Source organism: Brachybacterium phenoliresistens, assembly GCF_039530785.1.
Classification (GTDB): Bacteria; Actinomycetota; Actinomycetes; order Actinomycetales; family Dermabacteraceae; genus Brachybacterium; species Brachybacterium phenoliresistens.
In genome coordinates, this window is the sequence record NZ_BAAAOW010000006.1 from 147,846 (window position 1) to 160,473 (window position 12,628).

The 12,628-nt window shown below is 74.6% G+C and carries 11 protein-coding genes; 5 read left to right on the forward strand and 6 right to left on the reverse strand.

Going from position 1 to position 12,628, the window contains the following annotated elements; all coding sequences use genetic code 11:
• The first annotated feature begins 37 nt into the window (after nt 1–37).
• Nucleotides 38–1,636, forward strand: coding sequence for an inorganic phosphate transporter (locus tag ABD234_RS13625; RefSeq protein WP_344357215.1), 1,599 nt, complete (start codon nt 38–40; stop codon nt 1,634–1,636).
• Between the two features lie 99 nt (nt 1,637–1,735).
• Entirely contained in the window at nt 1,736–3,373 is a 1,638-nt protein-coding gene (locus ABD234_RS13630) for a serine hydrolase domain-containing protein (protein WP_344357218.1), read from the forward strand.
• Between the two features lie 28 nt (nt 3,374–3,401).
• Here ABD234_RS13630 and ABD234_RS13635 read toward each other — a convergent pair whose 3' ends face one another.
• Nucleotides 3,402–4,436 carry a LacI family DNA-binding transcriptional regulator gene (locus ABD234_RS13635; protein ID WP_344357220.1) on the reverse strand — a complete coding sequence of 345 codons (1,035 nt, stop codon included), beginning with the start codon at nt 4,434–4,436 and terminating at the stop codon, nt 3,402–3,404.
• 62 nt (nt 4,437–4,498) lie between these two features.
• Between ABD234_RS13635 and ABD234_RS13640 the strand changes: the two genes are divergently transcribed.
• Entirely contained in the window at nt 4,499–5,488 is a 990-nt protein-coding gene (locus ABD234_RS13640) for an aminoglycoside phosphotransferase family protein (RefSeq protein ID WP_344357223.1), read from the forward strand.
• Between the two features lie 56 nt (nt 5,489–5,544).
• Here the strand turns inward: ABD234_RS13640 and ABD234_RS13645 are convergent, their stop codons facing one another.
• On the reverse strand, nt 5,545–6,195 hold the full coding sequence (locus ABD234_RS13645) for a GNAT family N-acetyltransferase (protein WP_344357227.1): 651 nt from the start codon (nt 6,193–6,195) through the stop codon (nt 5,545–5,547).
• A 65-nt stretch (nt 6,196–6,260) separates the two neighbouring features.
• Here ABD234_RS13645 and ABD234_RS13650 point away from each other — a divergent pair, with 65 nt between their 5' ends.
• The gene (locus ABD234_RS13650) at nt 6,261–6,884 is read left to right on the forward strand and encodes a pyroglutamyl-peptidase I family protein (RefSeq protein WP_344357229.1); all 624 of its coding nucleotides are present in this window, start codon (nt 6,261–6,263) and stop codon (nt 6,882–6,884) included.
• 595 nt (nt 6,885–7,479) lie between these two features.
• On the opposite strand, the gene ABD234_RS13655 is transcribed toward ABD234_RS13650, so the two are convergent.
• From ABD234_RS13655 to ABD234_RS13665, 3 genes are all read right to left on the reverse strand, one after another.
• Nucleotides 7,480–9,078, reverse strand: a complete 1,599-nt coding sequence (locus ABD234_RS13655; protein WP_344357231.1) for an alkaline phosphatase D family protein — start codon at nt 9,076–9,078, stop codon at nt 7,480–7,482.
• A gap of 187 nt (nt 9,079–9,265) precedes the next feature.
• Complete coding sequence (locus ABD234_RS13660; RefSeq protein WP_344357233.1) at nt 9,266–10,201, reverse strand: rhomboid family intramembrane serine protease; 936 nt, start codon at nt 10,199–10,201, stop codon at nt 9,266–9,268.
• Between the two features lie 146 nt (nt 10,202–10,347).
• Nucleotides 10,348–10,884: a peptidylprolyl isomerase gene (locus ABD234_RS13665; RefSeq protein ID WP_038373486.1), complete on the reverse strand. Its 537-nt coding sequence runs from the start codon at nt 10,882–10,884 to the stop codon at nt 10,348–10,350.
• A 207-nt stretch (nt 10,885–11,091) separates the two neighbouring features.
• On the opposite strand from ABD234_RS13665, the gene ABD234_RS13670 reads away from it, so the two are divergent.
• Entirely contained in the window at nt 11,092–11,835 is a 744-nt protein-coding gene (locus ABD234_RS13670) for a hypothetical protein (protein WP_038373487.1), read from the forward strand.
• A 70-nt stretch (nt 11,836–11,905) separates the two neighbouring features.
• Here ABD234_RS13670 and ABD234_RS13675 read toward each other — a convergent pair whose 3' ends face one another.
• Nucleotides 11,906–12,604 (reverse strand): class I SAM-dependent methyltransferase, encoded by a 699-nt coding sequence (locus ABD234_RS13675; protein ID WP_344357238.1) that lies wholly within the window; start codon nt 12,602–12,604, stop codon nt 11,906–11,908.
• Between the last annotated feature and the right edge of the window lie 24 nt (nt 12,605–12,628).

Genomic DNA, 12,628 nt, shown 5'->3' on the forward strand with positions numbered 1-12,628 from the left:
CCCGTCCGCTTCATCCCCTCCTCCTCAGGGATCGACCATGACCCAGACCTCCGCGCCGCCGGTGCGCACCGACCTCCCCCGCTCCGCCCGCTCGTGGCACCTGTTCTTCGGCCTGCTGCTGGCCGTGGCGACGATCGTGTTCACGCTGTGGTCCCTCGACTACATCGGCGACGGGGCCAGCCGGGTGATCCTGCTGGTCGCCATCGCCTTCGGCCTGTTCATGGCCTTCAACATCGGCGGCAACGACGTCGCGAACTCCTTCGGCACCAGCGTGGGCGCCGGGACGCTCTCGCTCAAGCAGGCCCTCGTCGTCGCCGCCGTCTTCGAGGTCAGCGGCGCCGTGCTGGCCGGCGGCGAGGTCACCGACACCGTCCGCAGCGGCATCGTGGACCTCGAGGCGATCTCCCTGGAGCCGATGGACTTCGCCTTCATCATGATGTCCGCGCTGCTGGGCGCGGCCGTCTGGCTGCTGGTGGCCACCCGCATGGGCTGGCCCGTCTCGACCACCCACTCGATCATCGGCGGCATCGTCGGCGCGGCGCTCACCCTGGGGCTGAGCACCGGCGCCGGCGGCTGGGACATGGTCCAGTGGGGCGGCATCGGCCAGATCGCCGTCTCCTGGGTGCTCTCCCCCGTGCTCGGCGGCGCGGTCGCCTGGGTGCTGTTCGGCGCGATCAAGCGCCACATCCTCGTCTACAACGAGGAGGCCGACCAGAAGCTGCGCGAGATCAAGCAGGAGAGGATCGCCCACCGCACCCGCCACCGCCAGGCCTTCGAGCGCCTGGACGAGATCCAGCAGATCTCGTACACGAACGCGATGGCCCAGGACGCGGTCACCGCGACCCGCCCCGACTTCGACCCCGAGGAGCTCGAGTCCGACTACTACCGCGAGCTGCGGGCGATCGACGAGAAGGCGGAGAACCTCGACGCCCACCGCGCCCTGCAGACCTGGGTGCCGCTGCTGGCGGCCGGCGGCTCGATCGTCATCTCCTCGATGCTGCTGTTCAAGGGCCTGAAGAACCTGCACCTGAACATCGACTCGGCCGGGAACTTCCTCATCATGGGCATGGTCGGCGCGGCCGTGTGGATGGCCGTGTTCATCTTCGCCAAGACCCTGCGCAACCAGAACCTGTCCCGCTCGACGTACCTGCTGTTCAGCTGGATGCAGGTGTTCACGGCCTCGGCCTTCGCCTTCAGCCACGGATCCAACGACATCGCCAACGCGGTGGGCCCGTTCGCGGCGGTCTTCGACGTGCTGCACACCGGCGCGATCAACGGCGAGGCACCGGTCCCGGCGGCGCTGATGCTGGTCAGCGGCGTCGGCCTGGTGGCGGGGCTGTGGTTCATCGGCCGCAGGGTCATCACGACCGTCGGCACCGGCCTGACGTCGATGCATCCCGCCTCCGGCTTCGCGGCCGAGCTCTCCGCGGCGGGCGTCGTGATGGCCGCCTCGGTGCTGGGACTGCCGGTCTCCAGCACGCACATCCTCATCGGCGCCGTGCTCGGCGTGGGCATCGTGAACCGGGCCGCGAACTGGAGCCTCATGCGTCCGATCGCCCTGGCCTGGGTGATCACCCTCCCGGCGGCCGCCGCCATCGGCGCCGTGAGCGTGCTCGTGCTGCGCTGGCTGTTCTGACCGGCGCCCCCGGGGCCGGCGGAGCCGAGGATCCCGGCGGAGCCTAGGATCCCGGCGGAGCCTAGGATCGAGGGATCCCCCACCGGCGAAGGAGATCCCGTGTCCGATGCGCACCCCGGCCCCACCGGCCCCGACCCGCGACCGGCCCCGCCGGCCCCGTCCTCCCCGGGCGGCGCCGGCGGGGCCGCCGTCTCCCCCGTGGACCGCGAGGCCGTCCTCTCCGTCGCGGCGATCCTGCCGCACTGGCTGGCCACGGTGTCGGCGGTGCGCCGCCTCACCGGCGTGCAGGCGGCGATCTGGCACGACGGCGAGCTGGTCTGCGAGGTCGCGGTCGGCACGGCCGATGGGACCACCGGGGCGCAGCTGGCGACCACCCACCGCCTGCGGATCGCCTCCCACTCCAAGATGTTCACGGCGCTCGCGGTGATGCGCCTGGCGGAGCAGGGCGCGCTGCGCCTGGACGACACGCTCGGCGAGCGCGTCCCCGAGCTCGCCGGCTCCCCCGTCGCCTCGCTGACCCTGCACGACCTGCTCTCCCACTCCGCGGGCCTGACCCGCGACGGGGCCGATGCCTCCTGGTGGAACCTCGAGCGTCCCTTCCCCGACCGCGAGGCCCTGCTGGAGATCGCCCGGACGAGCGCGGCGGTGCTCGAGCCGGGGCTGCACCTGCAGTACTCGAACATCGGCTACGGGCTGCTGGGCCTCGTGATCGAGCACGCCGCGGGCGCGCCCTTCGACGAGGCCGTCCGCGCCCTGGTGCTGGACCCGGCGGGCGCCGGGGACATCGGCCCCGATCTCCCGCCCGATGCGCCCGGACCGGAGGACCCGCACGGCTTCGCGCTGGGCCACACCTCGCCGCTGCACGGGGAGCGTCGCGCCGTCGAGCAGGTCCCCACCGGGGCGCTCGCCGCCGCGACCGGCTTCTGGGCCACCGCCGGCGCGATCGCGACCTTCGCCGGCAGGGCGCTGACCGGCGACGCGGTCGTCTCCGAGGCGGGGCTGCGGCGCATGCGCCGCCGCGTGTGGACGGTCGCCGACGGCGCCGGCTACGGGCTGGGCCTCCAGGAGGCGACCATCCACGGGCACTCGGCGATCGGCCACTCGGGCGGCTTCCCGACGGGGCTCACGCGCACCTGGGCGGTGCCCGCCTCGCACCTGGCGGTCTCCGTGCTGGGCACGTCGATCGATGCCCCGTCCTCCGATCTCGCCGCCGGGGTGCTGGGGCTGCTGGCGCTGGCCTCGGGCTCCGCGGCGGCGAAGGCCGCCGCCCATGAGAGGTCCGGGGCGCTGGGCGGCGGCTCCGACGGCCGCCGCCGCCCGGAGCCGCTGGCCGAGCAGGACGAGGTCGCGATCGGCGGCGCGCCGGTCCCCGCCGCGCAGCTCGCCGGCATCGTCGCGGGCTCCTACGACTCGCTGTGGGGCCGCACCCGGCTGGCCGTGCTGGGCGGCCGGCTGTTCGCCCTGGACGAGGACGCGCTCGACCCCGCGGAGACCGCCCTCGAGCTGCGGATCGGCGCCGTGGTCGACGGGCCCTCGGACGCCGGGCCGGCGCGCCCCGTGCTGCTCGAGCTGCCGGCCTGGGGCGACTCCGGCTACGGCGCCTGGGCGGAGCCGCTGCGCGTGCGCCTGGTGCCGGGGCCCGAGGGGCTGCGGCCGGCGTCGCTGTGGATCACCGGCCAGACCCTGCTGCCCGCCGGCGACGTCGACCTCCCCGAGCGCATCCGCGCCCCGCGCTGACCCGCGCCGGGCACGGCGCGCCGACCGATCAGGTGCTGCGCACCCGCAGCCGCGGGGCCAGGCGCACGTGCCCGGAGCCGGCCCGGCCGGGGTCCGCATCGGCCTCGAGCAGGGCCAGAGCATGCCGGGCCAGCTCCCGGGGCCGCTGGTCGATGGTGCTGAGGCCGATGATCGGCTCCCGGGCGGCAGGGATGTCGTCGTAGCCGACCAGGCCCACGAAGCGGTCGCGCGCCAGGAGCGTCAGCAGGCCGATGGCGAGCCGGTCGTTGTGCACGCCGACGGCGTCGACGCCGTCGGCGATCAGCCCCGCGACCATCGCCTCGATCTGCGCGGGGGTGGTCGCCTCGGACAGCGCCGCCGTCCGCACGGGGACCCCGTGGCGGGCGGCGCTGGCCAGGAACTCCTCGCGCCGCACCGCGGCGGCGGAATCCGCGGAGGGGCTGCCGGCCGGGCCCAGGTGCGCCAGGTGGGTGCCGCCGCGCTCCAGCAGGTGGCCGACGGCGAGCTCCGCCCCGGCGGCCTCGTCCGTGCTCACGCTGCCGACGCCCGCCGCGGAGACCTCGTGCCCGATCACCGCGACCGGGGCGCCGCGGGCCAGGCGCGCCAGCTCCGCATCCGAGGATCGGGGACTGACCAGCACCAGGGCATCGGCGCGGCCGGCCAGGAAGGCCTCGGCAGCATCCTGCTCGGCGGCCACCCCACGGGCGAAGGCCGCCTCGGCGCCCGCGCCGCCGCGCCGATCGGAGAGCGCGTCGCCGAAGCCGAGGGCGATGAGGACCCGCCGGCCGGTGGCCGCGGCGGCCTCCCGCAGCGCCTCCGCGAGCTCCCCGTAGAAGGGGTTGCGCAGGTCGGGGACGACCACGCCGATGGTGTCGGTGCGGCGCGAGGCGAGATGCGCGGCGGTGACCTGCGGGCGGTATCCCAGCTCGTCGATGGCCTGCTGCACGGCCTCGCGGCGCTCGGGGCTCACGCTGTCGCTGCCGCGCACGACCAGCGAGACCAGCGCCCGGGAGACGCCCGCGCGGCGGGCGACGTCGAGCTGCGTGGGGCGGGAGCGGGTCACCGGGCCATTCTAGGGACGCGCCGCCCCTGCCCTTCGCGGGCGCGGCCCCGTAGCGTGGCCCCATGCCCTGCGCCTCCCCGCTCCTCGTCGCCGGCCGGCCGCTCCCCCGGGATCTCGCCCGGAACGTCGACCGGGCCCGCGCGCGCCGGGATGAGCTGACCCGCCGCGGCGCATCGGCCGTCCCGGGCCCAGACGGCCGCGGCGAGGAGCAGCTCCTGGCCTGGGCCGAGGCCCTGCCCGCGCACGTGGAGCGGATCGCCGCGGCGTGGTCCCTGCAGCTGGGGGCGCCGCTCGAGCCCGGCGGGACCTCCGCCTGGGTCGCCGAGGTGCGCGACGCCGCCGGCTCCGATCTGCTGCTCAAGGTCGGCTGGGCGCACGACGAGGCCCGCGACGAGGCCGCCGGGATGGCGGCCTGGCAGGGGCGCGGTGCGGCCGGAGTGCTGCGCCATGAACGGGTCGGCGACTGCTCCGCGCTGCTCATGGAGCGGGTGCGGCCCGGGCGCACCCTCGCCTCCCAGCTGCCCGACGCCGAGCGGGACGCCGTGATCGGCGCGCTGCTGCGCCGGCTGTGGATCCCCGCGCCGGCCGAGGCGGGGTTCCGCCCGCTGGCGCAGATGTGCGCGTGGTGGGCCGACGAGGCGGAGGACCGCGCGCGGACCGAGCTGCCGGCCGATGTCGTCGACCATGGCCTGGGCCTGTTCCGCACGCTGCCGCGGGACTGGGACGGGGAGCCGGTGCTGCTGGCGACCGATCTGCACCACCACAACGTGCTCTCGCGGCGCGAGCAGCCGGGCACGGACCTGGCGGACTGGGCGCTCATCGATCCCAAGCCCTACGTCGGCGACCCGCACTACGACGTGCTGCAGCAGATGCTCAACGGCGCCGACCGCGTGCTGGCGGACCCGGTCGGCGCCTGCGCGCGGATGGCCGCGCTGACCGGCCTGGACCCCCGCCGCGTGCGCGCCTGGCTGTTCGCGCGCTGCGTGCAGGAGACGGGCAGCGGATTCGCACAGGCCCCGGCGATCGCCCGGGCGCTGGCCGGCTCGCTCTGAGCACGCCGGGCGGCCGAGGCACGGGCCCGCCCCCCCCTCGGCCGCGGAGCAGGTGCTCAGGCGCCGAGCATCGCCCGCAGCGCCGGGACCAGGCCCTCGACCGTCACGGGGACCTGCGGCCGCACGAAGGTCTCCGGCGTGACCAGGAAGCACTGGTGGACCAGGGGGCGGTCCCCCGTCACGGTGACCCGGGTGCCGTTCAGGGCATAGCCGCAGGCCCGCGAGACGCCGAAGGACGGGTCGTTGCCGAGCACCGCCTCGGACTCGGCGCGCTGGGCGTCGAGGTGGTCGAAGGCGAGGGCGAGCACCATCTGCCGCATGAGCTTCCCGTAGCCCTGTCCCTGCGCATCGCGGGTCAGCCACGAGCCGGAGGTGACGGTGCGCCGCCGCGGGAAGTCGACGGCCACCACGTCCTGGGTGCCGATCAGCTGGTCCTGCGCCCAGATGCCGAAGGTGAGGTTCCATCTCTCGGGGGCGGCCACGGCGCGCTGGGTCCACTGGAACTGCAGGGCGCCGCGCACCCGGTCCTCCGGGTCGACGGCGTACCAGGGGAAGACGTGGTCGGCGGCCTCGTCGGCGAAGATCGGCCGGCGCAGCAGCGCGGCGTACTCGGGCAGGTCCGCATCGCGCAGCAGGCGCAGGGTGAGGTCCCCCGCGTGCAGCGTGAGTCCGAGCGGCGGGTACAGGGTCTCGAGCGTGTCCGGCATGTCAGGAGGGTACGGGCGGCGCGGCGTCCCCGCCAGCGCTTTCCTGCTGGTCGTATCCTCGGGAGATGGCGATCGACGTGCTGCTGAGCGGCTTCGAGCCCTTCGACGGGGCCGCGGTGAACGAGTCCTGGGAGGCGGTGCGGCGCGCCGCTCCCGCCCTGCGCGAGGGCGGCGTCCTCGCCCGCGAGCTGCTGCTGCCGGTGGAGTTCGGGCGGGCGGCCGAGGCGCTGCTCGCCAAGGTCCGGGAGCAGCGGCCGGCGCTGGTGGTGGCCGTGGGCCTCGCCGCCGGCCGCGGGGCGATCACCCCGGAGCGCACCGCCGTGAACGTGCAGGACGCCCGCATCCCCGACAACGCGGGCGCCCGCCCGATCGATGCGCCGTGCGTGCCCGACGGTCCGGTCGGCTACTTCTCGACGCTGCCGATCAAGGCGATGGTCGCCGCCGCCTGGCCCGGACCGGCGGCCGTCTCGCAGAGCGCGGGGACCTTCGTGTGCAACGACGTGTTCTACCGCCTGCAGCACGCCCTCGCCGCCGAGCCCGGCCTCGCCGGCATCCGCGGCGGCTTCGTCCACGTCCCCGCGGCCGATGTCGTGGCGCCCGGCGATGCCGCCGAGACGCTCGGGCGGATGGTCCGGGCCGCGCTCTCCACCGCGGCCGATGCCCGGATCCCCGGCGGCGCCGAGCACTGAACCGTTCCGCGCCGGCGGAGGCGCTGGGGAGCCGGCGGTGGGGAGAACTCCTCCGTGCACACCGCCGTCCACGATCGGGGCCCCGTTGTCCACGGCGGCTCAGGCACAGGTCCACAGTTATCCACAGCGGGATCCACAGCTGGGGACGAATGACACGGGTGTGCTTCCGCAGGTGCCGGCGGTCCGTGCACGGCCGTGCACATGTCCGCACCCCGGGGCCCGGCCCGGTCACGGCCGCATCACGACCCGATCACGCCGAGATCACGGAGCGACCCCGCGACCTGCAGGAAATCGATATCACTGCAGGTCACAGCTGCGCTGCCGCCCGGTGTCGCCGGGGCCTCCCCGGTGCTCGGCCGAGGGCCCGGGAGCGCCCGCCCGCCTCCGGGACGGGATCCGGAGCCGGGCGGGGGCTCCCGCGCGCCGGGGCGCGGCGGGTCCGGGGCGGCGACGGCGGGGCGGTGATCCACGAGGTTTCCCCACGGTCACATGCGTTGTCCACCATCGCGCGGGGTTGTCCCCCATCGACCCCCGACTTATCCCCAATCCTCTCCACAGCTGGGGATAATCACAGCCGTGTCATTCGCCCGCGAGGTCAGTCCTCCACCTGGGCGATGCCGGGGCGGCCGCTCTCGACGTGGATGCTCGCGCGGGTCTCGATCGGGGCGCCCGGGCGGTCGACATAGGGCACGACCTTGTACTCGGTGCGCATCGCGTCCCGGCCCAGGTGGCACACCTGGTACCCGCGCTGCTTGTTGTGGAAGCGCATGTGCGGGTTCTCCTCCAGCCAGACCTTGCCCAGCGCGTCGGAGTCGGAGCCGTTGCCGCCGGAGCTGATGGAGGTGCCCAGGAACTCCGCGCCCACCACCGGCGAGGCGTCGTCGGAGAAGTCCAGCTTCAGATCCGCCGCGACGCTGCGGTGCGCGTCCCCGGTGACCACCAGGAAGTTCTCGACGCCGCGGCGGTGGACGCCGTCGAACAGGCGCTGGCGCGCGGCGGCATAGCCGTCCCAGGTGTCCATGCCGTAGCGGACGGCCTCGCCGGCCTCGTGGTCGGCCTCGAAGGAGAACACCTGGTTGGCCAGCACGTTCCAGCGGGCGGCGGAGGCTCCCAGGCCCTCCAGCAGCCAGGCCTCCTGCTCCGCGCCGAGCATCTGGCGCTGCGCGTCCCACCGGCCGGCGGGGTCCTGCAGCTGCCGGTCGCGGTAGCGGCGCGTGTCCAGCACGTTCAGCTGCAGCATGTCCCCGAAGGCGAGGCGGCGGAAGACCTGCATCTCGGGGCCGTCGGGCATCGAGGAGCGGCGCAGCGGCATGTTCTCCCAGTAGGCCTGGTAGGCGGCGGCGCGCCGCCGGCGGAACACCTCGGGGTCCTGGTCGGGCTCGTCGTCGGGCTGGGAGTGGTCCCCGGCCCAGTTGTTCTCGACCTCGTGGTCATCGGGCGCGACGATCCACGGCGCCGCGGCGTGGGCGGCCTGCAGCGCGGGATCGGCCTTGTACTGGCCGTAGCGCACCCGGTAGTCGGCCAGGCTGAACACCTCGGCCGCGGGCAGGTGCGCCCGGCCGATGCTGCCTGCGCCGCCGCTCTCGTAGATGTAGTCGCCGAGGTGGACGACGACGTCGAGGTCCTCCCGGGCCATGTGCTCGAAGGCCGTGAAGTGCCCGGCCGGGAAGCTCTGGCAGCTGGCGAAGGCGAAGGTCAGCGCGTTCAGGGCGGCGCCGCGGGCCGGGGCGGTGCGGGTCCGGCCGACGGGGCTGATCTGGCCGGCCGCACGGAAGCGGTACCAGTAGACGCGGTCGGCGCGCAGGCCCTTCACCTCGGCATGGACGCTGTGGGCCTCCTCGGCGCGGGCGCGCTCGACGCCGCGGCGCACGATCCGGGCGAAGCCCTCGTCCTCGGCCATCTCCCATGCGACGTTCACGTCCCGGTCGGGCATGCCGCCCAGGCCGTCGGCGGCGACGGGGTCCGGGGCCAGGCGCGTCCACAGGACCACGCCGTCGGGATGCGGGTCGCCGGAGGCGACGCCCAGGGTGAACATCTCCCCCGGCGGCACGAAGGGGCCGGAGGGATCGGCCGATGCCGACGGGCTCGGCACCAGGGCGGCCCCTCCGGCGGAGGCGCCGGCGAGGGCGAGGAAGGCACGACGGGGGACGACGATCCGGTCGGTGGGCCGGGACGTGGAGCGCAGCAGGGTCATGGAGATCTCCGGGGCGAGGAGGGCGAGGGGCCCGTCCATTCAGCCGCGCGGGGGTGACCCGCGCCCCAACGGCCGATGAATCCTTCCCGAACGGTCGGGGCCGCCCCGGCCATCCGCGACCCGGCGCCCGGGCCGCGACGGCGGCGCCCGACCGGATCCCCGCGGCCCCATCGGCCGCGGGGCGCGGTCAGAAGATCGGGACGAGGTACCCCTGCGGCACCGTGATCACCTTCGCGACGACGATCAGCACGCACAGCAGCAGCCCGGCACCGATCACGGCGGCGTGGACGGCTGCGGCGCGGCGGGCCAGGGCCGTGCGGTCCGCTCCCGGGGCGGCCTTGGGGCGCAGCGAGAACATGGCCGCGGTCAGGGCCGTGCCCAGCACCAGGCCGCCCAGGTGGCCCTGCCAGGAGATGTTGGGGACGGTGAAGGTGATCACGAGGTTCAGGCCGATCAGCACCAGCACCTGCGTGGCCTGCGCGCCCATGCGCCGGTTCACGACGAACAGGCTGCCGAACAGGCCGAAGATGCCGCCGCTGGCGCCGACGGTGGCGCCCGTCCAGGCGACGGACGTCGGATCGGCGAACAGGAGCACGGCGACGTGCCCGGCGATGACCGAGACCAGGTAGACCCCGGCGTAGCGAGCATGGCCCATGGTCTGCTCGAGGTACTGGCCCACCGCCCACAGCGCCCACAGGTTCAGCACGATGTGCATGATCCCGCCGTGCAGGAAGCCGCTGGTCACGAAGGTCCACGGCATGGCCAGGGCCCGGAACGGCGCGAAGGCGAGCTCCTGGAAGACGATGTCCGGCGCGAGGTTCTGGCCGATGAAGGCGAGCGCGCACAGCGCCATCACGGTGTAGGTGACGTAGGGCGTGGAGCGCCGGGCGGCGCCGCCCATGGCGTTGCGCGGCTGGGTCGAGCGCTGCTGGCGGGCGAGCTGGTGCTCGCAGTCCACGCAGAGCACCCCCACGGCGGCGGGACGCTGGCACTGCCCGCAGACGGGCCGGTCGCAGCGCTGGCAGCGCACATAGGTCACCTGGTCGGGGTGGCGCGGGCAGACGGGCTGCTCTCCCGGCTCCGAGGAATCGGCGGCGTTGTAGCCGTAGGAGGGGCGGTTCATGCGCTCATTCCTACACGACCAACCTGTCCCGCCGCGCCGCCGTGTCGGCGTCCTGGGCCCGCGCCCGGCCCCGGGACGACGGATCCCGCCGCCGGAGGCAGCTCCGGGCGACGGGATCGGTCATCGCGCACGGCGGCGCGCAGAGGTCACTTCTCGATGGTGACCGAGGTGATGACGACGTCCTCGAGGGGACGGTCGCGCATGTCGGTGGCGGTGGTGGCGATGGCGTCGACGACCTTCTTCGACTCCTCGTCGGCGACCTCGCCGAACACGGTGTGCTTGCCGTGCAGGTACTGGGTGGGGGCGACGGTGATGAAGAACTGCGAGCCGTTGGTGCCGGCGGGGCGGCCGGTCAGCGCGTTCATGCGCTTGCCGGCGTTGGCCATGGCGAGCTTGTAGGGCTCGTTGAAGTTCTTCTCGGAGATCTCGTCGTCGAAGGTGTAGCCGGGGCCGCCGGTGCCGGTGCCCTGGGGGTCACCGCCCTGGATCATGAACCCGTCGATGATGCGGTGGAAGATGACGCCGTCGTAGAAGGGGCGCGTGACCTTCTCGCCGGTCTCGGCGTCGGTGAACTCGCGGGTGCCCTCGGCCAGGCCCACGAAGTTCTCGACGGTCTTGGGGGCGTGGTCCGGGAACAGCTCCAGGCGGATGTCCCCGTGGTTGGTGTGCAGAGTTGCGAACATGCGGTCATCCTCGCACATGCGCGGGCGCGGATCCCGGGACGCCGATCCGCGCCCGTCCACCGCCGGGAGAACCCTGGATGTCCGTGCCGCAGGTCACGATAGAGTGAGTGCGATCGAAGCGTGTCGCCGTACCGCATGTACGCAGCCCGGTGCCGCTTCCTGGACCCGCGCCGGCCGAGCCGGCGGAATCGATCGAAAGGGGAAGCCATGGCGCTGAAGACGTCCAAGCGTGCCGAGAAGAAGGCGCAGGAGCTGGCGGCCGAGGCCACCAGCACCGTCGAGGCGAAGGCGGACAAGGCCCTCTCCGAGCTGTCCAAGCTCGCCTCCACCGTCGGCCCCGTCGTGAGCGAGGGCGCGAAGGAGTTCCGCGGCAAGGCCGAGGGCCTCGTGGACCAGTACCGTCCGCTCGTCGAGGACAACATCCGCACCCAGAGCGAGAAGCTGTCCTCGCTCTCCGAGAAGCTCGGCCCGCAGGCCGACCGCCTCAAGCACGACCTGCAGGAGGACTACCTCCCCCGGGCCAAGCGCACCGCCGCGGCGACCAACACGGTGGTCACGGCGGCCGTCACCGCCGCCGTGGACGCCGCCCGCAAGGAGATCGACAAGGGCCAGTCGGACATCCGCTCCGCCGCCCTCACCCCGGTCGCCGCCCCCAAGAAGAAGGGCCGCGCCGGCAAGGTGCTGCTCGTCCTCGGCCTCGCGGCCGTCGGCGCCGCCGCCGGCTACGTGGCCTGGAAGAAGACCCGCCCCGTCGAGGACCCCTGGGCCCCGCCGGCGGACTTCGCCCGCGCCCACTACCCGGCCTCCGGCTCCACGGACTCGGACTCCTCCGCGGTGTCCGACTCGGTGGGCTCCGCCGAGGCGGGCGACGTCGCCGAGTCCCTGAAGGACTCCGCGGCCGATGCCTCCGGCGATGCCGCCAAGCGCGGCAGCCACCGCGGCGACGCCTGACCGTCCGCCCCGCAGCAGGCCCGGCGCTGAGGGAATCCCCTCGACACCGGGCCTGTCGCATGTGCGGGGCTCAGCGGCGGCGGATCAGGACGACCCCGTCCTCGAGCTCGGCGGGCGTCCCGTCGGGAGCCGTCGCCGCACGCCGGCGCAGCTCGGCCCGCTCGACGGCGAACTCCGCGACCGGCAGGTCCAGCGCGGCGACCTCCGCGTCGGGGTCCAGCAGGTCCTCGCGATGGCGGGCGAAGTCCCCGCGCGCCCACGGCGGCGGCGCCGCATGGGAGATGACCAGCAGGCGCCCGCCGGGGGCCAGCAGCGCCGCGGCCCGCCGCAGGATCCCCGTGCGGGGCAGGGCGATCGTGGAGTGGAAGAACGAGGCGGTCACCAGGTCGAAGGGCCCGCCGAGGTCCGCGTCCACGGCCGGGTCGGAGAGGTCCGCGGCGATCAGCCGCAGCTGCTCGGGGCCCAGGTCGGCCTCCCGGGCCGCCTCCTGCGCCCGGCCGACGGCGGTGGGAGAGATGTCCACTCCGGTGGTCCGCCAGCCGGCACGCGCCAGCCAGATCGCATCGGCCCCCTCCCCGCAGCCGATGTCCAGGGCGCGCGGGGCGCGGGTCGGGCCCGAGGACGGGGCGAGCTCCTCCAGGACCGCGACCAGGCTCGCGTTGGCCGCGCCGGACCAGACCCGGTCGCCGGTGCCGTAGTGCTCCTCCCAGTGGGCGACGGGGTCGATGCCCTCCGCGGGGGCGTGGTGGTGATGCGTGTGCTCGCTCATGCGGCGAAGCGTAGGCCCGCTGCG

What these genes read in the sequence shown, in the direction of transcription:
- ABD234_RS13625 (WP_344357215.1), top strand. Translation starts at nt 38, where the DNA reads ATGACCCAGACCTCCGCGCCGCCGGTGCGCACCGACCTCCCCCGCTCC.
- ABD234_RS13640 (WP_344357223.1), top strand. Translation starts at nt 4,499, where the DNA reads ATGCCCTGCGCCTCCCCGCTCCTCGTCGCCGGCCGGCCGCTCCCCCGG.
- ABD234_RS13645 (WP_344357227.1), bottom strand. Translation starts at nt 6,195, where the DNA reads ATGCCGGACACGCTCGAGACCCTGTACCCGCCGCTCGGACTCACGCTG.
- ABD234_RS13650 (WP_344357229.1), top strand. Translation starts at nt 6,261, where the DNA reads ATGGCGATCGACGTGCTGCTGAGCGGCTTCGAGCCCTTCGACGGGGCC.
- ABD234_RS13655 (WP_344357231.1), bottom strand. Translation starts at nt 9,078, where the DNA reads ATGACCCTGCTGCGCTCCACGTCCCGGCCCACCGACCGGATCGTCGTC.
- ABD234_RS13660 (WP_344357233.1), bottom strand. Translation starts at nt 10,201, where the DNA reads ATGAACCGCCCCTCCTACGGCTACAACGCCGCCGATTCCTCGGAGCCG.
- ABD234_RS13665 (WP_038373486.1), bottom strand. Translation starts at nt 10,884, where the DNA reads ATGTTCGCAACTCTGCACACCAACCACGGGGACATCCGCCTGGAGCTG.
- ABD234_RS13670 (WP_038373487.1), top strand. Translation starts at nt 11,092, where the DNA reads ATGGCGCTGAAGACGTCCAAGCGTGCCGAGAAGAAGGCGCAGGAGCTG.
- ABD234_RS13675 (WP_344357238.1), bottom strand. Translation starts at nt 12,604, where the DNA reads ATGAGCGAGCACACGCATCACCACCACGCCCCCGCGGAGGGCATCGAC.